The following is a 22,546-nucleotide window of genomic DNA, read 5'->3' as shown; positions in this document are numbered from 1 at the left end:
CCGCAATACCTTTGCAAGTCGGATCCTCCGGTTTGCAACGGCCGCTGCCAGAGCGTTAGCAGCATCTTCGAGTTTGATTGCCGGGCACGCTGCCATGGCTGACACCGTCGCCCACATCTTCTTTGGGTCGAAGGCTTCCTCTTTGACACAGTTCGGGCATGCGCAAGTTGAAGTTGCTTATGAAGCGCTCGAAGCGCACGTCGAATCTACGGCGTACATCTTTGGACATTCCGACCGACGCGGAAGCTCAGCTATAACCCAGCAGATATCGTCAGCGCGTGCATTGACCGTCGCCGAGGCGTTAGCGTCCAAAGACATCTCCCGTAGCCGAATCTCATTATTTGCATGTGGAGATCGTTATGCATCTTCGGTGCAGCCGGAAAACTATTGGCTCGATCGCAAGGTGGAATTGATTGTATCTCAGGAAGACGCGTTTCTTGCTGATCGGAGCGAATGCGATCCAATGGACTCGGAGCCGGAGTAGGCACAATGGCTGTCGCTCAGAAGAATATCTTTCTGCGTCGGAACAAGCTCGGGCGGCTACTTGCGACGGCTTGCACCGCTCTCGTCCTGACTGCATTTTTTGGAGGCTCGGTCTCGGCGCAGGACGAGAATGGGAGCGAAGAGGCCGAAGGTCATCCCTCCCTGATCCGTGTTGCGCCAATAATCAATCCGGACCGCTTGTCGGAGCTACCAAGCTTTGATCGACCCGACCTCCAGCTTCTTTCTGGATACTACAAGAAGGCATTAGCAGACGAGCTATTTCTGCAGCGCAAACACGTCGATGCTAGGACAGAGTATAAGTCGGCGCTGGAGACTTTAGAAAGCATAAGTGGGCTTTCTTCAGCAGGGGCAACCAGCGCGCGGTCACTCCTCATTACGGATGCACGCTACAGGATTGAATTACTCGACGTCGGCGCCGACTATTGGGGCAGTGGGCTAACTACCCGACCAGGAATACCGGCCATCCACCTCGCGAACATGAACTCGTTGCTTCTGGAGTTCGAGACCCTCAATGCTGAAATAAATGCAAGCATCCAAGGACAAGACAACGCCCAGATATTGAAGAGTCTTGTGCGCGCACAGAGCCACAAGGCGGTCGCCGATCTGCGCGCTTCGGCTCCTGCTTCCGAGATGCAGCGTGCGGTGCAAGATCAATACGAAGCGCGCGTTCGCTTGGCTTCCAATAAGAAGGCTGCTCTCGAGGAACGAATAGGTGAGGCTGTTGCTGAGCGTGAAGCTTTCATGCAAGCGGCGGATCAGGCAGCCCTTCGCGCGGCGGCGGCAGTGACAGCGGCTGTCGTCTCGGCGACGGGCGTAGATCCACAGATCGTGAGCGCACTTCGGAGCGGGGATGTGGAGGGCGCGTTAGTTGGAGTGGCAGTTGACAGCGGTTTGTACGACCAAGCTGCGCTACTAAACCAGGTACAGGCTTCCGCCGCTTCGGCTCTGGAGCTGAATGAGACTATCTCCGAGGTAAGAAAATATGTGTCGCAGATCGAGGAATTAAAGCGCGAGGTGGACGGATACGTCAGTGGCTTCGCGAGTTTGCAAGAGTATGTTGAGAACCCAACGGCTGACTCGCTTCTCAACCTAGGGCGCTCTGTTCTAAATAGCGAGGTTGTTCTCCCGGCAGAGATCGAGCGTATGCGGGAGTCAATCAGAGTAGCGCTGCCAGTCGAAGGCCTTATTCAACTAGCTCAACTTCGCCAGGATGAGTTTTGGGAATTGGTCCCGGCTCTTCAGACAGCCCTAGGTCAATCAGATAATTGGACCTCGCCTGACCTTGCTTCGGAACTCGCGGACATCGTCATCCCAGAGAATGAAGCCGAATTTGCGCTTTTTGCCAGCAGCATGCTGGAATTTGCGATCATCTCAACAGAGGGAGTCAACAGTCCAGTTCGGGCAAGCGCCATTAAGGCGATGTTTAAAATCTGGCCTCGACGTGTCTTCGAAGGTCTGCCTAATCCGGTTCAGGAAGCAATCCAAGCGCACATCGGGGAGGGCGTGGGGAGAAGCTATTCTGCTCGTTCGGCTCAGGAATTGTCTGCTCGTCTGCAGGAGGTTCAATTTGGCGAGGCAGACGGTCATCTGATAGCAAGACTTGATCGTGATGCCGTGCAGCTTGGATCTATAAGGGACCTCGTATGGGAAACGAAGGGTGCACCTCCGGACGTTCCACTGCCTGAGGCCACGGCGGCGGCTCATGAATTTGCCGTGTCGGCGATGCGCGACGCCACTGATCTGCGAGAGTTCTTCCTATCGAGTCTCGGCATATCTGATTTCGGGGAGCTTGCTCTCGAGGTCGCTGAGCGGGGCGAAGCGGATGAGATGCTTGGGTTCGTTCGCCAGATCGCTGCCGACGATGTGTTAGATGAAGCCGCCACGTCGCTGGCGGCGCTTGAGGTTGGTGCCGCCATCAAGGCTTCCTTGGCCGAGGAAGCTATGGCTTTTTCTGCGGCCTCGGGAGCGTCGGGTCAGCTTGAATGGCAATCAGCTTTCACAGATGTGGCCACTCGCCAGCTTGCCCAGGCAGCACTGGATGCGGCGCTTCCGGGGCTAGGCACTGTCGGTCTCGCGGTGAGCGACTACTTGGATTCAGTCGCAGAATTTGACTCCAACATGCGCAGAGCTCGTTCTCTAGATTCCGAGATCGCTAGTTTGTCTCAAGCTGCGTACAGGCAGGCAGAGGTCCTAGACGACGCTGCTCGCACGTTGGGAGCTATAAGGGCCGGTGCAGAGCGAGATGAGATTTATCGCCAGGCGGCAGTTAGTCAAATCGAGGAGCTAGCTGCAGCACAGGATGTCGCTCTGGAGATCGGCCAGAGGCAAGAGGAGATAGCGCTCCGCCGCCTTCCACAGGTGTTCTACCTCGCGGAGATGCTGCGGCGTGAATATGATCTCTTCGAAGCCTCCCTGTCCGCATGGGTTGGAGGCGATGCCGGAGCTCGAGGCGTCATCAAAGAGTTGATCCTCGACGATCCCGACCTTACACGGCTTGTCCTCGATCGGGACGTCCATCTGTTCAGGTGGTTTGATCGCCGATCGGAGCGACAGAGGGGCTCTCCTGATTCTGTTCTCACGCATTGGCGGCAACTTTACCGACTAGCCACCGATATCTGCAGGGAGCACGGGTGCCTTCCCGGAAATTCCGTTCTTGGAAACTACGGCGACACTGGTCCAATCAGCGTTCGGAGTCGGCTGTCGCCAGATGAGTGGAGCGAATTTCTCAGTTGGGCAGCGGACCATGGTAGCTCCGGCACCTCGCACGTTTTGACAATAGTCGTTGGGCCGGGTGACGGCACCATTGCGGATTCTTTTCTGAATGCGAGGACGATCGATATCGGATTATCTGGGATCGATAGTGCAAATTCTGAGGTCGAACTGCAGGTGCTCGTAGCCAACTCCGGATTTGGTCTGGTTCGAACCGCACATGGGTTCTCTCGGGAGACCTTCCGAAGACAGGGGCCGTCAGCTATATATGCTCGCGCGCGAGCGCCTCATGATTTATCGAGGATCGCCAGCCGTTGGTCTCATGAGCGGCCCGCTCGGATGCCTTTCGAAGGATATGCGCTGTATGGGAATTGGGAGCTTGTCGTTCCTTGGAATGCGCGGCTGATTGACCTCTCTGACATCGAGATTTCGTTTGCGTACTTCTTCCTCTCCGAGCCGATCGGAGCGGGCACAGGGGATCAAGTAGGGGACGAAGTGGCAGAGGTGGCTGTCACTATGAGCGCCGAGTCGTCGCACCCTGGCGAGTTCAGCTTCGTCAGTGCCGGGAGAAGCAATCTTCCGGTCGAATGTGCATCAATCGGGGCGAGCTTAGAGCCTAGGCGCAACCCGGGTTCCCGATCGCAGTCTGTGTCTCAAGGGTGCGAGGACCTTCCGCCGGCCTGGCGCGTAAGGTCATTAGAGGGCAAACTAAAGGGTTCCGTGGTTATGGAAGGTCCAGCCACAAAAGAGTGACGCGAGTCGGAGTACCATGAGCTTCTTGCGTCTGAGTACCGGAATTTTTACTAGCTTGCGCGGAGAGCGGCGCAAGGCGAGCAAGGAGGTGAAACATGCCACTCGCCAATAAACTCTTCACGTTTTCGAAAAAGCACGTGCGAGTTGTTGCAACTGCCTGCTTGGTCTTTGGCGGCGCCGGCGCCGCTCAGGCAGAGAACTGCATGGAGAGTGATCCGACCTACTGGAGTAGCGAGAATCGCCTCCCCATATACGAGGATTTGATGACGTTGATGGCCTGTCAAGCTAACGCTACTCCGGTGGAAGGCCAGAAACTCAACGACACGAGTGCGTGCAACTGGTTTCTCACCCGAGCACTTGAGCGTGCTTATGGAGTGACGGATTTCGTGCCGGAAGATGATGCACAGTGGATTTCGGCAAACGAGATAGTCCAGCGCGTGCGCTCCAGCGATATGTGGACAAAGCTCGGCAACGCGTCGGATCAGAACGTGCTTATAGAAGCTGCTGAGGGTGCCAGGAACGGACAGCCGGTGATCGCTGTACGGGCAGGCGATCCTCATGGGCATGTTGCGTTGGTGCTTGCTGGGCCGCTCTCCCGTTCCAGCAGTTGGGACCTTGATGTTCCAAACTCTGCTAGCTTTACTTACTCGCCGGACAAGATCGTCGACAAGGCGTATGTCGGCTGTAAGCTGTCGTACGCATTCGGGAGCAAAGACGGGGTAGAGATCTTTTGGCGACTAAAGGCGCGTTGATTGAGGCTGAAGCGCCTGCTTCAGCTTGTGCATTGAGCGTTGCAATCAACAGGTTCTCAGGAATCTGATAGGGGAGCCGGGGCCGTTCGCTCTGCGCTCGAAGGCCGCACCCTATCCCTGGACCGCCTTAAGTGGTTCCGACGTATCACGGCTAGAGGCTTTGTCCATTACCGGTCTCCGCCCAGAGAAGGTTCGCTCCCAGTCGCGTCCCCTCCGCCACAATGTGACGCTGACTTCGTCCAGGCCCCGTCGGGGCCTTTTTCGTTTTCTGCCCATGGCACGGCATGACGCCATTCCGCTTTCCGGCTGCACCCGCCGCTCGATGCGCATGTCTCGCTGCCGGCGACGACGTCTGAGGCGCGCCGTCACTGACCCGCCCCAAAACCTGCGCTCGGCCGACCCCGTCCCCGACCCCGTTGTAATATGCCCGCCACATTTGCATGGTGGATGCGGCCCGAGACACTCCAGCACAGGATCGCCCGATGACCCCCGATTTCGACATGCTCGCCATCGACGAAGGCCTTGACGAGGATTTCGAGCTTGACCTCGAGGACGCGATGCTGCCCCGCCAGATCGCGGCGGCCTACAAGGAAATGCATCCGAACCCGCTGCCCCGGCAGGTCTATTATCGCGAACTGCTGAAGCTGCAGGCCGAACTCATCAAGCTGCAGGACTGGATCAGCCACTCCAAGGAAAAGGTCGTCGTGCTGTTCGAGGGCCGCGACAGCGCAGGCAAGGGCGGCGTCATCAAACGCATCACCCAGCGGCTGAACCCGCGCGTGGTCCGCACCGTGGCGCTGCCCGCGCCGTCGGACCGCGAAAAGACGCAGTGGTATTTCCAGCGTTACGTCCCGCACCTGCCGGCGGGCGGCGAGATGGTGCTGTTCGACCGCAGCTGGTACAACCGCGCCGGGGTCGAGCGGGTGATGGGCTTTGCCACCGAACCGCAGGTCGAGCAGTTCTTCCAGGACGTGCCGGAATTCGAACGGATGCTGGTCCGCTCGGGGATCCGGCTGGTGAAATACTGGTTCTCGATCACCGACGTCGAACAGCAGATGCGGTTCCTGATGCGCATCCACGACCCGCTGAAACAGTGGAAGCTGTCGCCGATGGACCTGCAGTCCCGGGTCCGGTGGGAATCCTACACAAAGGCCAAGGAAGAGATGCTGGAACGCACCTCGATCCCCGAGGCGCCGTGGTACATCGTGCCCGGCAACGACAAGAAGCGGGCGCGTCTGAACTGCATCAGCCACCTGCTGGGGCTGATCCCCTATACCGACGTCGCGCATGAACCGATCAGCCTGCCCGACCGCGTGTTCAACCCGGACTACGAACGCGACACGCTGCCGCGCGAGTTGTACGTCCCCGAGAAATACTGACGCACGCCGATGCCCAAGGCCTGCTGGATTGCCCATCTGACCGTCGACGACCCCGACGCCTCCGAGGCCTGTCGGCAGGCCAACGGCCCCGCGCTGGCCAGGTATGGCGGCAGGTTCATCGTCCGCGGGGGGCCGCAGGAGGTCGTCGAGGGCCGGATGGGGCCGCGCAGCGTGGTGATCGAGTTCGCCTCGCGCGCGGATGCCGATGCCTGCTATCGCAGCCCGGGATACCACGCGGCGCTGGCGCTGCGCCGGCCGGTCAGCTCTGCCGACCTGGTCATCGTCGATTGATGGGACGATCCGGGAACATCCGGCTGAAGCCCTTGACCTTCATCAGCTTGCAACCGGGCGGGTTAGGCCCGATACATGCCTCATGTTCCGCAACCTGCTGCCTCGCCTTTTCGGAGAAGACCCGCCCGCGTCCGGCCTGTCGGCCGACGACGCGGAAATGGCCGTCGCCGCCCTGCTGGTGCGGATCGCGCGCGCCGACCATCGCTATCACGACGAGGAACGGGCCCGCATCGACGCCCTTCTCGCCCAGCGCACGCGGCTGAGCCCCGGCGCCGCCGCCGATCGCCGGGCCGCCGCCGAGATGCTCGAGGCCGAGGCGCCGGACACGGTCCGCTTCACCCGCGCGGTCAAGGAACGCATCCCGCTGGACCAGCGCAACGCGGTCATTTCGGCGATGTGGGAAATCGCGCTGGCCGACGGCCACCGCTCGGCCGACGAGGATTCGGCGGTGCGGCTGGCCGCCAAGCTGCTAGGCGTGAACGACGTCGACAGCGCGCTGGCACGGCAGGACGTCGAACGCAGCCTGGCCGCCGGTCAGGACTGACCCCTCCCCGTGATCCTGCCTTGCCGCGCCATGCCCGCGATCCGGGCAGATCTCCGCCGCGCGCCCGCGCAGGCAACGAGGCCGTTGCAATCCGGCCGGGGATTGCGCCACATGGTGCGGCCATGACCGCCGCGCCGACTGCATCTTCGTCCCCGCCGTCCCAGCCCGCCCAGGCGGACGTCATCCGTATCCGCGGGCTGCACAAGTCCTATGGCGCGCTGCAGGTGCTGCGCGGCGTCGACCTGTCCGCCCCGCGCGGCCACGTGGTGGCGTTGATCGGATCGTCCGGATCGGGCAAGTCGACGCTGCTGCGCTGCTGCAACCTGCTGGAAATCAGCCAGCAGGGCGAGATCACGATCGAGGGCGAGCCCGTGCGCTGGACCTCGGCCGGGCCCGGACGCCAGCCCGCCGACCGCGCCCAGGTGCGGCGTCTGCGCACCAACCTCGCGATGGTGTTCCAGCAGTTCAACCTGTGGTCGCACATGACCATCCTGCAGAACGTCATGGAGGCGCCGGTGACGGTGCTGCGCCAGAACCCCGCCGCCGTCGAGGCGCGCGCGCGGGCGTTGCTGGCCAAGGTAGGGATCGGCGACAAGGCCGACGCCTGGCCCGCGCAGCTGTCCGGCGGCCAGCAGCAGCGCGCCGCCATCGCCCGGGCGCTGTGCATGGAGCCTCGGGCGCTGCTCTTCGACGAACCGACCAGCGCGCTGGACCCGGAATTGCAGCAGGAGGTCGTCAAGGTCATCAAGGACCTGGCGGCCGAACATCGCACCATGATCCTCGTCACCCACGACATGCGGCTGGCCGCCGATGTCAGCGACCACGTGCTGTTCCTGCACCAGGGCCGAGTCGAGGAAGAGGGCCCGCCAGACCAGATTTTCCGCGCACCCAGGACCGACCGGCTGCGCCAATTCCTCAGCGCCACGATGGCTGTCTGAGACAAACCAACGGGAGAAGACGATGAAGAAACTGATGCTTGCCGCCGCCGCGCTGGCACTGACCGCGGGGCTGACCCAGGCCGAGCCGCTGCGGATGGGGACAGAGGGCGCCTACCCTCCCTACAACTTCGTCAACGACAAGGGCGAGCTGGACGGGTTCGAGATCGAGCTGGGCAACGCGCTGTGCAAGAAGATTGCGGCCGAATGCACCTGGGTCAAGAACGACTGGGATTCGATCATCCCGAACCTGGTGGCGTCGAACTATGACACCATCATGGCGGGGATGAACATCACCGACGAGCGCAAGAAATCCATCGCCTTCTCGGACGCCTACACCCCGCCGCCGCCCTCGGCCTATCTGGCCAAGACGGCGGATGCCGACATCAACGGCACGGTCGCGGCGCAGACCAACACCATCCAGGCCGGCCATGTAGCCGAGACCGGCGCGACCCTGGTCGAGTTCGCCACCGGCGAGGAAAGCATCGCCGCCGTCCGCAACGGCGAGGCCGACGCGGTGTTTGCCGACAAGGACTTCCTCGCCCCCTTTCAGAAGGACTCCAACGGTGAGCTGGTCTGGGTCACCGGCCAGGACAACGTCTCGCTGGGCGAAGGCATCGGCATCGGGATGCGCCAGTCCGACACCGAGCTGAAGGCGCGGTTCGACAAGGCGATCGCCGAGATGAAGGCCGACGGCAGCCTGGACGCGCTGATCGGCAAGTGGTTCGGCCCCGAGGCCAAGACCTTTGCCGGCATGTCCGCCGAGGCCGCCCCGGCCGCCGCAACGCCGGCGGCAGCGCCGGCCACGCCGGCCCCGGCAGCGCCCGCGGATGCCGCCGCTCCTGCGGCAACCGCCCCCGCGGCAACCGCGCCCGCAGCGGGCGCCGCCGCGCCGGCCACGAACTGACGCGATCCCGTCGCCGCCCCGCGACCAGCGGGACGGCGGCGGCCCCTCAGTCATGTTCGCTCAATGCGCCGACCCCAAGGCCCTCGACGGCCTCGCCTGGATGCTGTGCTATCTGACCTCGGGCACGCACCGGCTGTTCTATCTGTCCTTCGGGACGGTGCTGCTGCTGCTTGCCGTGACCGCGCCGATCGCCCTTGGCATGGGGTTTGCAGGCGCGATGGCCGCGCGGTCGCGCCTCGCGCCGCTGCGCTGGCTGGGCAAGACCTATGCCGCGATCGTGCGCGGGGTGCCCGACATCATCTTTTTCCTGTTCGTGCCGATCGCGCTGGACCAGGGGTTCGAATGGCTGCGCTCGCGTGTCTATTGTGACCCCTCGGTGCCGGTGCGGCAGGGCAACGAATTCGTCGTCTGCGCGGCCGCCAAGCTGCCGCAGTCGACCAGCCCGGAATGGGTCCACGACCTGTATGGCATCGCCCTGGCGGTGGTGGCGTTCTCGTTTGTCTTCGGCGCCTTTGCGGCCAACGTGCTGTATGGCGCGATGCAGGCGGTGCCGCGCGCCCAGCTTGAAACCGCCGAGGCCTACGGCATGACCCCGCGCCAGATCGACCGGCGCATCCTGATCCCGCAGATGTGGACCTATGCCCTGCCGGGCCTGTCCAACCTGTGGATGATCCTCATCAAGGCCACGCCGCTGCTGTTCCTGCTGGGGGTCGAGGACATCGTCTATTGGGCGCGCGAACTGGGCGGGTCCAAAACCTCGACTTATGCCTATCCGCATGGCGACTGGCGGGTGTGGTACTTCCTCGCGCTGCTGGTGTTCTACCTGCTGATGACCTGGGTGTCGCAACGGCTGATCGACCGCCTCTCGGGGGCGCTGTCGCGCGGCCAGGCCACGATGGCCGGAGAGTCGATGCGCAAGGCCGGGGCGGCGGCATGAGCTGCGCCCAGACCATCGCCGATTACGGCCTGCGCGCCATCGGCATCGGCGAACGGACGCTGCCGCGCAGCGATTTCGACCTGTGCCAGCAATTCGCCCTGATCGGCTCGGGGATGATCTGGAACATCTATTTCGGCGTCCTCGCGCTGGCCGTGGGCTTCGTGCTCGCCACGGCGCTGGCGCTTGCCAAAGCCAGCGGGAACCCGTGGCTGCGCCGCCCGGCCGAGGCGTTCATCTTCGTCTTTCGGGGCAGCCCGCTGTTCATCCAGTTCTTCCTGGCCTATTCGGCGCTGGTCCTGCTGCCCAAGGCGGGCCTCACGATCCTGGGCGTGACCATCCCCACCGGCTGGCTGACCCGCGCCTGGGCCGGGGCGCTGATCGTCCTGATCCTGAACACCGCCGCCTATTCGGCCGAGATCTTCCACGGCGGGCTGCGCAACGTCCCCAAGGGCGATCTCGAGGCCGCCGAGGCCTACGGCCTTACCGGCTGGCGGCGGTTCCGGCGCATCGTCTGGCCGACCATGCTGCGGCTGTCCTGGCCCGCCTATACCAACGAGGCGATCTTCCTGTTCCACGCCACCACGCTGGTGTTCTTTTCCGGCTTTCCGGCGATCCGGCAGATGGGCGACAGCCTGTATTATGCGAGCTATTTCGCCGACAAGACCTTCAACCCCTTCGTGGCCTATCCCATCGTGGCGGGTTACTTCATCCTTCTGACCCTGGGGCTCATCGCGCTCTTCGGGGTCATCAACCGGCGGCTCAACCGGCATCTGCCGGGCGCTGCCCACAGGCTGAAATATCGGCCGAAACTGATCAGGTGACATCATGGACTGGCTGAGGGAACACCCTGAGGTCAAGACGATCCGCGTCGCGGCGGCCGATCTGAACGGCGTCGCGCGCGGCAAGCGGATACCGGCGCGCTTTGCCGACAAGCTGCTGACCGAGGGGACCAAGTTTCCCTATTCGGTGCTGAACATGGATATCTGGGGCGAGGACGTGGAAAACTCCCCCCTCGTGTTCGAGGCCGGCGACCCCGACGGCCTGCTGATGCCGACCGAGCGCGGCTTCATGCCGATGCCGTGGCTGGATGCGCCGACCGGCCTGCTGCCGCTGTGGATGTTCCATCCCGACGGACGCCCCTATGACGGCGATCCGCGGCAGGCGCTGGCCCGAGTCGTGGAACGCTACAAGGCCGCCGGCCTGACCGCCGTGGTGGCGACCGAGCTGGAGTTCTTCCTCATCGACGACAGCAAGGCCGGGCTGCTGCAGGTGCCGCCCTCACCGCGGTCGGGCAAGCGCCGGACGGGCGCTGAGACGCTCAGCCTGCGGGCGCTGGACGCCTTCGACAAGTTCTTCACCGACCTCTATGACAGCTGCGAGGCGATGGACATTCCCGCCGACACCGCGATTTCCGAAGCGGCGCCCGGTCAGTTCGAGATCAACCTGATGCACCAGCCCGACCCGCTGAAGGCCGCCGACGATGCGTGGCTGTTCAAGCTGCTCGTCAAGGGGCTGGCCCGGCGCTATGGCTTTGCCGGCAGCTTCATGGCCAAGCCCTATGACCTGTTCAACGGCAACGGGATGCACATGCATTTCTCGGTGCTGGACCAGAATGGCGACAACATCTTCGACGACGGAACCGATGCGGGGTCCGAGCGGCTGCGCCACGCCGTCGCCGGCTGCCTGCGGGCGATGCCCGGATCGACGCTGCTGTTCGCCCCGCACGAGAATTCCTATGACCGCCTGGTCCCGAACGCCCATGCCCCGACCGGCATCGGCTGGGCCTATGAAAACCGCACCTCGGCGATCCGCATCCCCTCGTCGGGGCCCAAGGCGCGGCGGATCGAACACCGCACCGCCGGCGGCGACGTGAACCCGTATCTGACCACCGCGGCGATCCTGGGGGCGGCGCTGAACGGGCTGCAGGACCGGCTGGACTGCCCGCCGCCGATCAGCGGCAACGCCTATGACCACGCGCTGGACCAGCTGCCCGCCAGCTGGGGCGCCGCCATCGACGCCTTCGAGCGTTGCCCGGAAATCAAGCGCATCCTGCCCCAGCACCTGATCGACAACCTGGTCATGACCAAGCGGCAGGAGCTGCACTACATGGCCGAACTGTCGGACGAGGAAACCGTCGAGCTGTATCTGGACACGGTATGACGGCGCCTGCCAGCCTCACCCGACGCTGATGCAGACCGGGGACCAGTCCGAGGCCATCGCCTTCCTGACCGCCGCGGGCGGCCGGGAACGGCACGAGACGCATATCTCGCTGATCTTCCTGTCCGCCGGCCTCGCGTGGAAGCTGAAACGGGCCGTGCGTCTGCCCTATGCCGATTTCTCGACCCCTGATCTGCGCCTGGCCGCCTGCCGCAAGGAAGTGGCGCTGAACAGGGACGCCGCGCCGGGGCTTTATCGCAAGGTCCGCAGCATCACCCGCCGCGACGATGGCGGGCTGGAATGGGACGGACCCGGCGCCGCGGTCGATCATGTCGTCGAGATGGCCCGCTTTGACCAGCGCGACCTGTTTTCGGTCATGGCCGCCGAGGGCCGGCTGCCGCTGCCGACGATCGAGACGCTGGCGGCCGAGATCGCCGCCCGTCACGCCGCCGCGCCGGTCGCAGGCGACCCCGCCGGCGCCGCGCGCGTCGCCCGGGTGCTGGCGGTCAACGAGGCCGGGTTCGCGACCAGCCATGTCCTGCCCGCGCCCGACGTCGACCGCCTGTCGGCGCAGTTCCGGCATGCGCTGGACGGCCACGCCGCGCGGCTGGACGACCGCGCCCGCGGCGGCCGTGTCCGCCGCTGCCACGGCGATCTGCACCTGCGCAACATCTGCCAGTGGCAGGGCCGGCCGCGGCTGTTCGACTGCCTGGAATTCAACGACGACCTCGCCACGACCGACACGCTCTATGACCTCGCCTTCATCCTGATGGACCTGTGGGACACCGGGCTGCACCAGCACGCGAACCGGCTGGCCAACCGCTACATGGATGCGGTCGAGGGCGAGGACGTCTCGGGCTGGACGCTGCTGCCCTTCTTCATGGCGATCCGCGCCGCGGTGCGTGCCCATGTCACCGCCACCCAGGCCGAGGAATCGCGGGGCGCGGCCGGCTTTGACGATCTGGCGGGCCGCGCGCGGCGCTATCTCGACCTGGCCCGGACGCTGCTGGACCCGGCCAGGGGGCGGGTGATCGCGCTGGCCGGGCTGTCGGGCAGCGGCAAGACCACGCTGGCCGAGAGGTTGGCCCCGGAACTCGCGCCGCCGCCGGGGGCGCGCATCCTGGAAACCGACCGCATCCGCAAGGCGCTGTTCGGCGTCGCCGCGACCCGGCGGCTGCCCGCCGAGGCCTATGCCCCGGCCGTGTCGCAGCGCGTCTATGCGGGCCTGTCGGACCGCGTCGCGGTGCTGGCGGACCAGCAGGCGGCCGTCATCGCCACCGCTGTTCTGGACCGCCGGGCGGACCGGGAGGCGCTTGCCGCGGCGGCGGGCGGGCATCGGTTCGACGGCATCTGGCTGTCGGCGGCGCCGGGCGTCCTGCGGGCGCGGATCGGGGCACGCAGCGCCGGCGCCTCGGACGCCGATGCCGCGGTGCTGGACCGCCAGATCGCCGCGCAGGCGGCGATGCCCGACGACTGGCCCCGGATCGACGTCTCGGGCGATGTTCCCGACACGCTGGCCCGGCTGCGCTGCGCGCTCGGACTGCCCGCTGCGGCTGGACGACACTAGGCAAGGCGATTAACAGGGGCGGATGAACAGCGACCGTCGCACAGACCGCCCCGGCCAGGGCCGGGACGCCCGCCTTGGCGCCGCGCTGCGGGCCAATCTGGCCCGTCGCAAGGCGCAGGCGCGCGGCCGCGCGGCCGGTTCCCCTGAGGAGACAGGCGCCGCGATAGACGACGATACAGGCATGACTGACAAGCCGCAGGCCGGGCGTCAGCCCCCGGACCCGGCGCCTTCCGGGGAAGCGAGCGAGGACTGATGGACACGATTCTGGTGCGCGGCAACGGCCCGCTGAACGGCGAGATTCCGATCGCGGGCGCCAAGAACGCCTGCCTCACGCTGATGCCGGCCACGCTTCTGACCGAGGAACCGCTGACGCTGACCAACGCGCCGCGGCTGTCGGACATCCGCACCATGACCGAGCTGCTCGGCTCGCTGGGGGCCGAGGTCGCGAGCCTGCAGGACGGCCAGGTGCTGGCCATGTCCAGCCACGACCTGACCAGCCACACCGCCGATTACGAGATCGTGCGCAAGATGCGCGCCTCGAACCTGGTGCTGGGCCCGCTGCTTGCCCGGTTCGGCGAGGCGGTGGTGTCGCTGCCCGGCGGCTGCGCCATCGGGGCGCGGCCGATGGACCTGCATATCGAGGGGCTGATGGCGCTGGGGGCCGAAATCGACCTGCAGGACGGCTATCTGCACGCCCGCGCCCCCCGCGGGCTGAAGGGCGCGGTCTACGAGATGCGCTTTGCCAGCGTCGGCGCGACCGAGAACATCGTCATGGCCGCGACGCTCGCCAAGGGCACCACGGTGCTCAAGAACGCCGCCCGCGAACCCGAGATCGTCGATCTGGTCCGCTGCCTGCGCGCGATGGGCGCGCAGATCGACGGCGAGGGCGGCTCGACCATCACCATCCAGGGCGTCGACCGCTTGCACGGCGCGACCCACCGGGTGGTGACCGACCGGATCGAACTGGGCACCTACATGCTCGCCCCCGCCATCTGCGGCGGCGAGGTCACCTGTCTCGGCGGGCGGATCGAGCTGGTGCAGTCCTTCTGCGAAAAGCTTGACGAGGCGGGGATTTCCGTCACCGAAACCCCGCGCGGCCTGACCGTATCGCGCAAGAACGGCGGGGTCCGGGCGGTGAACGTCACCACCGAGCCCTTCCCCGGCTTCCCGACCGACCTGCAGGCGCAGATGATGGCGCTTCTGTGCACCGCCGAGGGCGTCAGCGACCTTGAGGAAACCATCTTCGAGAACCGCTTCATGCACGCCCCGGAACTGACCAGGATGGGCGCGCGGATCGAGGTGCATGGCGGCCACGCCCGCGTCACCGGGGTCGAGCGGCTCAAGGGCGCGCCGGTGATGGCCACCGACCTGCGCGCCTCGGTCAGCCTGATCCTCGCCGGGCTCGCGGCCGAGGGGGAAACCCTGATCAGCCGGGTCTATCATCTGGATCGCGGCTACGAGAAGGTGGTCCGCAAGCTGCGCGGCGTCGGCGCTGACATCGAACGGATCAAGGAACCGACCGCCCATGACTGACGCGTCCGATCCCCGGCCCGACGCCCGCTTCGCCGATGCCGATCCCGACCAGCCGCTGGCTCTGCGCGCCGCCGATACCGACGATCTGGCGGTGCTGGCGGCGCTGGCGCAGGACGCGGTGCTGACCGTCGGCGACATCGTCTGGGACCGCAAGAGCCGCCATTTCGCCTTGCTGCTCAACCGCTTCCGGTGGGAGGACGCTGACGCCGCCCGGGCCGAGCGCCGCCCGTTCGAGCGGGTGCGCAGCCTGCTCGTCGCCGCCGACGTGACCCGCGTCCGCCATGACGGCATCGACCGCGACAAGGCGACGGTGCTGTCGCTGCTCGATCTCGCCTGGCAACCGGGCGAGGACGGCACCGGCACGCTGCTGCTGCGCTTTGCCGGCGACGGCACCATCGCCGTCGAGGCCGAGGCCCTGGGAGTCGACCTGCGCGACGTGACCCGCCCGTATCGGGCGGTGTCGGGCGACATGCCCGCGCATGAGTGAGACCCCGCCTGTCATCTGGCAGGTGAGGGCCGTGCAGGCCGACACGTGGCGCGAGATCCGGCTGGAAGCCTTGCGGCTGGCCCCGGACGCGTTCGATCCGACCTTCGCGGAATGGTCTGTGCGGCCGCTGTCTGACTTCACGGCGCGTCTTGATGCGATCGAAACCTGAGCCGCCCGGTCAGTCTTTGGCTGTCGTAGGCTGGCAGCCGGGCTGGACGCCGGGGACCGAGGACATAGGCTGGATCACCGCCGTCTATAGCCGCCCCGCCGCCCGCCGCCGCGGCCTGATGTCCGCGTTGCTGCGGCAAATCGCCGACCGGGCCGCCGCGGCGCGCATGGTCCGGCTGGGGCTGCATGTCGGCCTTGCGAATACGGCCGCGCGCGCGGTCTATCGCCGGGCAGGGTTCACCGAAACCGGCGCGCCCTTCGTCAATGACCGCGGCATCGCCGAGATCGAGATGCACCGCCCCTCGCTTGAGCCCCCTGCCCCCAGCCGCTAACACCGCGCCCAAGCCGGAAGGAACGCTCATGCCCGTCACCCTGACCACCACCGATCCCGATTTCGAGGCGGGTTTCGCCGCCATGCTGGCCGCCAAGCGCGAGGATGCCGCCGATGTAGGCGACGTGGTCGCCGGGATCATCGCCGAGGTCCGGGCGCGCGGCGACGCGGCGCTGGTCGAGCTGACCAACCGCTTCGACCGCACCGACCTGACCGCGGACCGGCTGCGTTTCACCCCCGCCGAGATCGACGCCGCCTGTGCGGGCGTCGCGGCCGACGACCGCGCCGCGCTGGAACTCGCGGCCGAGCGCATCCGCGCCTATCACGCCCGCCAGATGCCGCCCGACGCGCTGTGGACCGACGAGACCGGCGCCGAACTCGGCTGGCGCTGGACGCCGGTCGCGGCGGCGGGGCTGTATGTGCCGGGCGGCCAGGCCAGCTATCCGTCCTCGGTCCTGATGAACGCGATCCCGGCGCGGGTGGCCGGGGTGCCGCGGCTGGCGGTCTGCGTGCCGACCCCGGGGGGCGAGATCAACCCGCTGGTGCTGCTCGCCTGCCGCATCGCCGGCGTCGATGAAATCTGGCGCGTCGGCGGCGCGCAGGCGGTCGCGGCGATGGCCTATGGCACCGAAACCATACGCCCGGTCGACAAGATCACCGGGCCGGGCAACGCCTATGTCGCGGCGGCGAAACGGCAGGTCTTCGGCCGGGTCGGCATCGACAGCATCGCCGGCCCCTCCGAGGTGCTGGTGATCGCCGACGGCGCCCAGCATCCCGACTGGCTGGCGCTGGACCTGCTGGCGCAGGCCGAACACGACGCCGACGCGCAGGCGATCCTGATGACCCCCGACGCGGCCCTGGCGCAGGCCGTGGTCGCCGCCGTGGACCGCATCCTGCCCACCCTGCCCCGCGCCGCCATCGCCGGGGCCAGCTGGCGCGATCACGGCACGGTCATCCTCACCCGCGACCTGGCCGAGGCTGCCGCGCTCAGCGACCGCATCGCGCCCGAGCATCTCGAACTCTGCGTCGACGACCCGCAGGCGCTGGTGGCGCAGGTCCGCCACGCCGGCGCGATCTTCCTGGGCGGCTGGACGCCCGAGGCGGCGGGGGATTACGTCTCGGGCCCGAACCACGTGCTGCCCACGGCGCGCTCGGCGCGGTTCTCCTCGGGCCTGTCGGTGCTGGATTTCCTCAAGCGCACCACCCTGTCGCGGCTGAACCCGGCCGCGCTGGCGGCGATCGGCCCGGCGGCGGTGACGCTCGCGATGTCCGAGGGGCTGTCGGCCCACGCCCGCTCGGTGCAGGTGCGGCTCGACACGCTGAACGAGGCCCCTTGATTCACCCCGTCCCGCCGGGGAAGGTGCGGGCGCGCGATTGCCAAGCAAGGGAAGCCTATGTCCACCGACCGCCTGATCCGTGTCGAGATCGACGATTCCGCCCTGCCCCCGGCCACGCCCGAGATGGAACAGGAACGCCGCGTGGCGATCTTCGACCTGCTCGAGGACAACTCGATCCGCCTGCCCGCGCGGGGCGACGCACCGGCCCCCACCGGGCCCTATGCGCTGCTGCTGGCGGTGCGCGACCGGCGGCTGGTCTTTGACCTGAAATCCGAAGCCGACGACCCGGTGGCCGAGTTCCACCTGTCGATGGGTCCGTTCCGGCAGGTGGTCAAGGACTACTTCCAGATCTGCGAAAGCTATTTCGACGCGGTGAAACGCCTGCCGCCTGCGCAGATCGAGGCGATCGACATGGCCCGCCGCGGCATCCACAACGAGGGCGCGCGGACGCTGCAGGAGCGGCTGGACGGCAAGGCCGCGATCGACATCGACACCTCGCGCCGCCTGTTCACCCTGATCTGCGCGCTTCTGTCGGACTGAGCGGTTGGACCCCGGCGCAACCCCGGACAGCGCTGCGGCCCGGATCCCGGCCTCGGTCCTGTTCTGCTGTGATCACAACGCCATCCGCTCGCCCATGGCCGAGGGGATGATGAAGAAGCTGTATGGCCGCCGCGCCTATGTGCAGTCGGCGGGCGTCCATAACGACATGGAGATCGACGGCTTCGCCATCGCCGTCTGCGACGAGATCGGGGTCGAGCTGTCCCGCCACCGCACCCGCAGCTTCGAGGAGATGCGCGACTGGGGCGACGACCTGGGCCAGTTCGACCTGGTGATCGCGCTGACCCCGGCCAGCCAGCGCCAGGCGCTGGAGCTGACGCGGCATTTTCACCTCGACGTGGAATACTGGCCGATCATGGACCCGACGGGCCTGGGCGAAAGCCGCGAGGCCAAGCTGACGATCTATCGCCAGGTCCGCGACCAGATCCGCGACCGGATGCTCGCCCGCTTCGGCCCGCCGACCGAGCCTGATTCGGACGAATAAGGCAGCGCCCGTCGCGCCTCAGGGCCGCCAGTCGAGGAAATTGCCCAGCATCTGCAGCCCGGCGCGCTGCGATTTCTCGGGGTGGAACTGCAGACCCACGATATTGTCGCGCGCGACGACCGCGGTGACCGGGCCGCCGTAATCGACGCTCGCCACCAGATCGGCGGGATCGGCGACCCGGAACTGCCAGGAATGGACAAAATAGGCGTGCGCCGCCTCGGGGATGCCGGCCAGGATCGGATGCGGGCGGCGGACCTGCAGGTCGTTCCAGCCCATGTGCGGCACCTTCAGCGCGGGGTCGGCGGGGGTGATCCGCTCAACCCGCCCGCCGATCCAGCCGAAACCCGGAGTCGGCCGGTATTCCAGCCCTTCGTCGGCCAGCATCTGCATTCCGACGCAGATGCCGAGGAACGGCACGCCGCGCCGCAGGACGGCCTCGCTCAGCACCTCCATCATCCCCGGCACCGCGTCGAAGGCCGCCCGGCAGGCCGGAAAGGCGCCGTCGCCGGGCAGGACGATCCGGTCGGCGCGCGCCACCGCCGCGGGGTCCGAGGTCACCGCGACCTCCGCCCCCCGGTCGCGCCCGACCAGCGCCACGGCCTTTTCCGCCGAATGCAGGTTGCCGCTGTCATAGTCGATGATCGCGACGCGCATGGGATCAGAGCGCGCCCTTGGTCGAGGGCAGCTCTCCGGCCATGCGCGGATCTGGCTCGACCGCCTCGCGCAGCGCACGCGCCACGGCCTTGAAGGCGGCCTCGGCGATGTGGTGAGCGTTCAGCCCGTGCAGCAGGTCGACGTGCAAAGTGATGCCGCCATGCGTGGACAGCGCCTGGAAGAACTCGCGCACCAGCTCGGTGTCGAACGAGCCGATCTTTTCTGCCGGAAACGGCAGGTTCCAGACCAGGAACGGCCGCCCCGACAGGTCCAGCGCCGCGCGCACCAGCGTGTCGTCCATCGCCAGGTGGAAGGCGCCATAGCGGCGGATGCCGCGCTTGTCCCCCAGCGCCTCGCGCAGCGCCTGCCCCAGGGCGATGCCGCAATCCTCGACCGAGTGGTGGTCGTCGATGTGGTGGTCGCCGGCGCAGGTCAGCTCGATATCGATCAGCGAATGGCGGGCCAGCTGGTCGATCATGTGATCGAAGAAGCCGACCCCGGTCTGGCTGCGGCTGTGGCCGCGGCCGTCGAGGTTCACCGCTATCGAAATCTCGGTTTCGGCGGTGGTGCGGCTGACCGAGGCGCGGCGCGGATCCATGACTACCTCATGCGGTTGGGGACGGCCCCGCTTAGCCCAGGACCGCCGGGCGGCGCAATCTGTGGGCGTGTGACGGACCGCGGCGGCGCGTCACACCAGCCACAGCTCGGCCTGACGCAGCCGGTGCCGAAGGGACTGTTCGGTGGGCGCGGGGTCGTCGTGCGCGAACATCGGCTGGATGCGCCGGCGCCCCAGCCCGTCGCCGATCAGCCGCTGCGCGGGTTCCCAGCCGTCCAGCAGCGGCGCGATTTCCGGCAGCGCGGCGATCGCCTCGACCTCGTCGATGGCGCGCTGGGGGCCGCGGGCATACAGCAGCGGCAGGTTGCGCCAGTGGCAGGTGACGTCGCCGTCCATCCCGTCCAGTTCCGGCCCCGGACGCCCGCCGCCCAGGCTGTGGACGACCAGCGGCAGCACGATCTGGTCCAGCCACGGGTCCAGCGACTGGCAGGCCAGCGCCTCGCCCGGCTCGTCGCGCACCGCCACCGCCCAGTCGCGGAGCCGCCGCCCGAACTCGGCCGGATCGACGCCGAAGAACCAGCCGGCGTTGAAATAGAGGAACCGCTCCCAGTGTTCCTCGGGCTGGGTCAGGTCCAGCGATCCGTCCATGTCCAGCCCGAAGCGGTCATACAGCGACCGCCAGATCGAATCGTAGGTTTCGCGATAGGCGGGCGGCTCGGGCCAGGTGTTGGTGCGCCGCATCGAGGCCGCGGGCCGGGCAAAGTCGAACGGCACCGCGCCGATCTCGCCCAGCACCAGCGTGTCGCTGTCCAGGAACAGGAACGGCCGCCCGGGATCGAGCAGCCCCAGCGCCTCGATCTTGTTGCCGTGCGGGTAGCTTTCGCCGAAATCCTGCGCGACCAGCGGTCGGATCTCGGCGCCGAACTGGGTAAGCGCCGCGCGCGCGGCCCCCGACATGCGCGGATCGGTCCCCGCCCAGGCGCCCTCGGGCTGCGGCTCGGCGACGATCAGCCGGCCGCGGAAACCTGGCGCGTTGCGGCGCAGGCTGGCGGCCAGGATCGCCGCCTCGCGGTCGATGCCGCCGCCCTGGGCGACGATGAGGATGTCGAAATCCTGCTGGGCCGCGAGGCGGGGGGCGGGTTTCTGCGCGGCCGCGTCGACGAGGTTGCGGTCGGGCTTCGAGACACCCGCGTCAGATTTGGCGCCGGTCTTCGGTTTGGCCTGACCGCCCCGGCCTTCGGCGCCGCGGCCTTCGGCGCCGCGGCCCTGTGCGCCCCGCGCCGCCTGTTTCTCGGCCCGCCGCGCCGCGCGCTCGGCCTGCCGCGCGGCTTGGCGCTCTGCCGCGGCTGCGGCGCGGGCCGCCTGCTTCTCGGCCCGCTGCGCTGCGCGGTCGGGGTCGGTCGGCTTGGAGGCCGGCGCGGGTGCCTCGACGGTCGGCGCCGGGGCGTCGACGGCCCGCTTGACCGCCGGCTTGCGGGCGCGCGGCTTGACCGGCGCGGCCTCAGCGGGCTCGACGCTGGTCGAAGCCTCCGGCCCAGCCTTGGGCGCGGCGCGTTTGCGCGCGGGCTTCGTCGTTTCCGTTGCCTTGACCGTTCGCTTGACCATCTGCCCCACTCGCATGACCCCGGCGGCACCATAGCGATCATCGCAACCGACCGGAACCCGACACCGGCCGCCGGCGCCCGCAGGACGTGGACTATCACCCCGGGCCAGTTAGGATCGCCTTACCCGCCCCCGCCGCACCAGGAGCCTCGCCGAGACCACGACGCGCCAGGTCATCATTCCGAACGCCGGCCCGCCCGAGGTCATGTCTCTGACCTCCACCCACCTGCCCCCGCCCGCCGCGGGCGAGGTGCGGGTCCACCACACCGCCATCGGCTTCAACTATATCGACGTCTATCAGCGCAGCGGCGTCTATCCGCTGCAATTCCCCTCGCCGCTGGGGTTCGAGGCCGCGGGCGTGGTAGCAGCCGTGGGCCCGGGCGTCACCAGCCCGGCGCCGGGCGAGCGGGTCGCCTATGCGGTGGCGGGGCTGGGCGCCTATGCCGACGCCCGCAACGTCGCGGCCGACCGGCTGGTGCCGCTGCCCGACGGCGTCAGCGACGAGTCCGCGGCCACGCTGCTGTTCAAGGGGCTGACTGCGCAATACTTGCTGCGGGCGGCCTGTCCGGTGAAGCCGGGCGACCTGATCCTCGTCCATGCCGCGGCGGGGGGCGTGGGCCAGATCCTGACCCGCTGGGCGACGGCGCTGGGGGCCGAGGTCGTGGGCACCACCGGCAGCCCGCACAAGGCCGACGCCATCCGCGCCGCGCGGGACGGTGGTCAGCTTCGGCGCCGCCTCGGGCGCCCCGCCGGCCATCGACCCGGGCCTGCTGCGCGCCAAGGGCGAGCTGTATCTGACCTCGACCAGCATCTTTCCCCGCGACGCCGATCCGCAGGATCTGCAAGCCAACGCCGCCGACCTGTTCGACGCCACCGCGCGGGGCCATGTCGCGGTCGACATCGGCGCCCGCTTTGCCCTGGCCGACATCGTCGAGGTCCACCGCGCCGCCGAAGCCCGCCGGATCGAGGGCGCGATCCTTATCACGCCATGAGGAGCGGGGTCGGGGTGCCGTCGATTGGGGGGAGAAAATGGTGGGCGACCCTGCATTCAAACTGCGTCATTCCCTGATAGGCGTCAAGATGCGGTGACACTATTTTTTTCCTACTCTGTCAATATCTTGCGCGAATTTCTGTCGGCTACCCCTTGCACGTCCTATCACGTCTTATCGGCAAATCTTATGTCTATTGGCGGGACGGATTGGCGGAACGGTGGTTCGATGGCGCGTGTTGCAAAGATGCTGACCGACCGGCAGGTGGCAGCGATCAAGCCGACTGACCGGGCGGTGGCCCATGCGGTCGGGGGCGTGGCGGGGGTGGCGGTGGTGGGCCAGGCCCCCGGGGGGGGGGCTTGGGGTTTTGGGGTGGTGGTTTGTGGGCGGGGGCGCGGGGGGGGGGGGGGGG

The 22,546-nt window shown here is 67.1% G+C and carries 22 protein-coding genes and 2 pseudogenes; 21 read left to right on the top strand and 3 right to left on the bottom strand.

What is annotated here, in order from left to right; translation table 11 throughout:
• Positions 1-94 precede the first annotated feature (94 nt).
• The 19 genes and pseudogenes from IC63_RS17380 to IC63_RS06525 all read left to right on the top strand — a co-directional run bounded on the left by IC63_RS17380 (position 95) and on the right by IC63_RS06525 (position 18,333).
• Positions 95-484 (top strand): OmpA family protein, encoded by a 390-nt coding sequence (locus tag IC63_RS17380; RefSeq protein WP_084115578.1) that lies wholly within the window; start codon positions 95-97, stop codon positions 482-484.
• A 5-nt stretch (positions 485-489) separates the two neighbouring features.
• Positions 490-3,966 (top strand): hypothetical protein, encoded by a 3,477-nt coding sequence (locus IC63_RS17995; RefSeq protein WP_156965383.1) that lies wholly within the window; start codon positions 490-492, stop codon positions 3,964-3,966.
• A gap of 95 nt (positions 3,967-4,061) precedes the next feature.
• Positions 4,062-4,718 (top strand): hypothetical protein, encoded by a 657-nt coding sequence (locus tag IC63_RS17990; RefSeq protein WP_156965382.1) that lies wholly within the window; start codon positions 4,062-4,064, stop codon positions 4,716-4,718.
• Positions 4,719-5,200: 482 nt separating this feature from the next.
• On the top strand, positions 5,201-6,097 hold the full coding sequence (ppk2, locus tag IC63_RS06605) for a polyphosphate kinase 2 (RefSeq protein WP_036718239.1): 897 nt from the start codon (positions 5,201-5,203) through the stop codon (positions 6,095-6,097).
• A 9-nt stretch (positions 6,098-6,106) separates the two neighbouring features.
• A complete protein-coding gene (locus IC63_RS06600; protein ID WP_036718235.1) occupies positions 6,107-6,388 on the top strand; it encodes a DUF1330 domain-containing protein in 282 nt (93 codons plus the stop codon).
• A gap of 82 nt (positions 6,389-6,470) precedes the next feature.
• Positions 6,471-6,932 (top strand): tellurite resistance TerB family protein, encoded by a 462-nt coding sequence (locus tag IC63_RS06595; RefSeq protein ID WP_036718233.1) that lies wholly within the window; start codon positions 6,471-6,473, stop codon positions 6,930-6,932.
• Between the two features lie 122 nt (positions 6,933-7,054).
• Positions 7,055-7,870: an ABC transporter ATP-binding protein gene (locus IC63_RS06590; RefSeq protein ID WP_052041927.1), complete on the top strand. Its 816-nt coding sequence runs from the start codon at positions 7,055-7,057 to the stop codon at positions 7,868-7,870.
• Between the two features lie 22 nt (positions 7,871-7,892).
• Positions 7,893-8,615: pseudogene (locus IC63_RS06585) on the top strand (transporter substrate-binding domain-containing protein); the annotation flags it as partial.
• A 211-nt stretch (positions 8,616-8,826) separates the two neighbouring features.
• Positions 8,827-9,711: an ABC transporter permease gene (locus IC63_RS06575; protein WP_036718232.1), complete on the top strand. Its 885-nt coding sequence runs from the start codon at positions 8,827-8,829 to the stop codon at positions 9,709-9,711.
• The gene (locus IC63_RS06570; RefSeq protein ID WP_036718230.1) at positions 9,708-10,532 is read left to right on the top strand and encodes an ABC transporter permease; all 825 of its coding nucleotides are present in this window, start codon (positions 9,708-9,710) and stop codon (positions 10,530-10,532) included. The genes IC63_RS06575 and IC63_RS06570 overlap by 4 nt, the downstream gene beginning before the upstream one ends.
• 1 nt (position 10,533) lies before the next feature.
• Positions 10,534-11,871, top strand: coding sequence for a glutamine synthetase family protein (locus IC63_RS06565; protein ID WP_036718229.1), 1,338 nt, complete (start codon positions 10,534-10,536; stop codon positions 11,869-11,871).
• Positions 11,872-11,899: 28 nt separating this feature from the next.
• A complete protein-coding gene (locus IC63_RS06560; protein ID WP_052041926.1) occupies positions 11,900-13,435 on the top strand; it encodes a bifunctional aminoglycoside phosphotransferase/ATP-binding protein in 1,536 nt (511 codons plus the stop codon).
• 252 nt (positions 13,436-13,687) lie between these two features.
• On the top strand, positions 13,688-14,968 hold the full coding sequence (gene murA, locus IC63_RS06550; protein ID WP_036718225.1) for a UDP-N-acetylglucosamine 1-carboxyvinyltransferase: 1,281 nt from the start codon (positions 13,688-13,690) through the stop codon (positions 14,966-14,968).
• Positions 14,961-15,455 (top strand): DUF2948 family protein, encoded by a 495-nt coding sequence (locus tag IC63_RS06545; protein WP_036718222.1) that lies wholly within the window; start codon positions 14,961-14,963, stop codon positions 15,453-15,455. The genes murA and IC63_RS06545 overlap by 8 nt, the downstream gene beginning before the upstream one ends.
• The gene (locus IC63_RS17985; protein ID WP_156965380.1) at positions 15,448-15,624 is read left to right on the top strand and encodes a hypothetical protein; all 177 of its coding nucleotides are present in this window, start codon (positions 15,448-15,450) and stop codon (positions 15,622-15,624) included. Before IC63_RS06545 ends, IC63_RS17985 begins: the two co-directional genes overlap by 8 nt.
• A complete protein-coding gene (locus IC63_RS06540; protein WP_084115572.1) occupies positions 15,608-15,955 on the top strand; it encodes a GNAT family N-acetyltransferase in 348 nt (115 codons plus the stop codon). Before IC63_RS17985 ends, IC63_RS06540 begins: the two co-directional genes overlap by 17 nt.
• A gap of 28 nt (positions 15,956-15,983) precedes the next feature.
• Positions 15,984-17,291: a histidinol dehydrogenase gene (gene hisD, locus IC63_RS06535; protein ID WP_036718217.1), complete on the top strand. Its 1,308-nt coding sequence runs from the start codon at positions 15,984-15,986 to the stop codon at positions 17,289-17,291.
• Positions 17,292-17,348: 57 nt separating this feature from the next.
• Positions 17,349-17,831, top strand: coding sequence for a UPF0262 family protein (locus tag IC63_RS06530; protein ID WP_036718214.1), 483 nt, complete (start codon positions 17,349-17,351; stop codon positions 17,829-17,831).
• Between the two features lie 4 nt (positions 17,832-17,835).
• Complete coding sequence (locus IC63_RS06525) at positions 17,836-18,333, top strand: arsenate-mycothiol transferase ArsC (protein ID WP_052041925.1); 498 nt, start codon at positions 17,836-17,838, stop codon at positions 18,331-18,333.
• Between the two features lie 18 nt (positions 18,334-18,351).
• Here the strand turns inward: IC63_RS06525 and hisH are convergent, their stop codons facing one another.
• The 3 genes from hisH to IC63_RS06510 form a co-directional block, all read right to left on the bottom strand.
• Positions 18,352-18,987: an imidazole glycerol phosphate synthase subunit HisH gene (gene hisH / locus IC63_RS06520; RefSeq protein WP_036718212.1), complete on the bottom strand. Its 636-nt coding sequence runs from the start codon at positions 18,985-18,987 to the stop codon at positions 18,352-18,354.
• A gap of 4 nt (positions 18,988-18,991) precedes the next feature.
• Positions 18,992-19,585 (bottom strand): imidazoleglycerol-phosphate dehydratase HisB, encoded by a 594-nt coding sequence (gene hisB / locus IC63_RS06515; protein ID WP_036718210.1) that lies wholly within the window; start codon positions 19,583-19,585, stop codon positions 18,992-18,994.
• 90 nt (positions 19,586-19,675) lie between these two features.
• Positions 19,676-21,148 carry a hypothetical protein gene (locus IC63_RS06510; protein WP_232222531.1) on the bottom strand — a complete coding sequence of 491 codons (1,473 nt, stop codon included), beginning with the start codon at positions 21,146-21,148 and terminating at the stop codon, positions 19,676-19,678.
• Between the two features lie 202 nt (positions 21,149-21,350).
• On the opposite strand from IC63_RS06510, the pseudogene IC63_RS19220 reads away from it, so the two are divergent.
• Positions 21,351-21,623 (top strand): annotated as a pseudogene (locus IC63_RS19220) (alcohol dehydrogenase catalytic domain-containing protein); the annotation flags it as partial.
• Between the two features lie 238 nt (positions 21,624-21,861).
• A complete protein-coding gene (locus IC63_RS18720; protein WP_232222530.1) occupies positions 21,862-22,137 on the top strand; it encodes an MDR/zinc-dependent alcohol dehydrogenase-like family protein in 276 nt (91 codons plus the stop codon).
• Positions 22,138-22,546: the final 409 nt, after the last annotated feature.

Source organism: Paracoccus sphaerophysae, assembly GCF_000763805.1.
Taxonomy (GTDB): Bacteria; Pseudomonadota; Alphaproteobacteria; order Rhodobacterales; family Rhodobacteraceae; genus Paracoccus; species Paracoccus sphaerophysae.
Note: the sequence above shows the minus strand (reverse complement) of the source record. Positions and strands in the feature narration are given on the sequence as shown.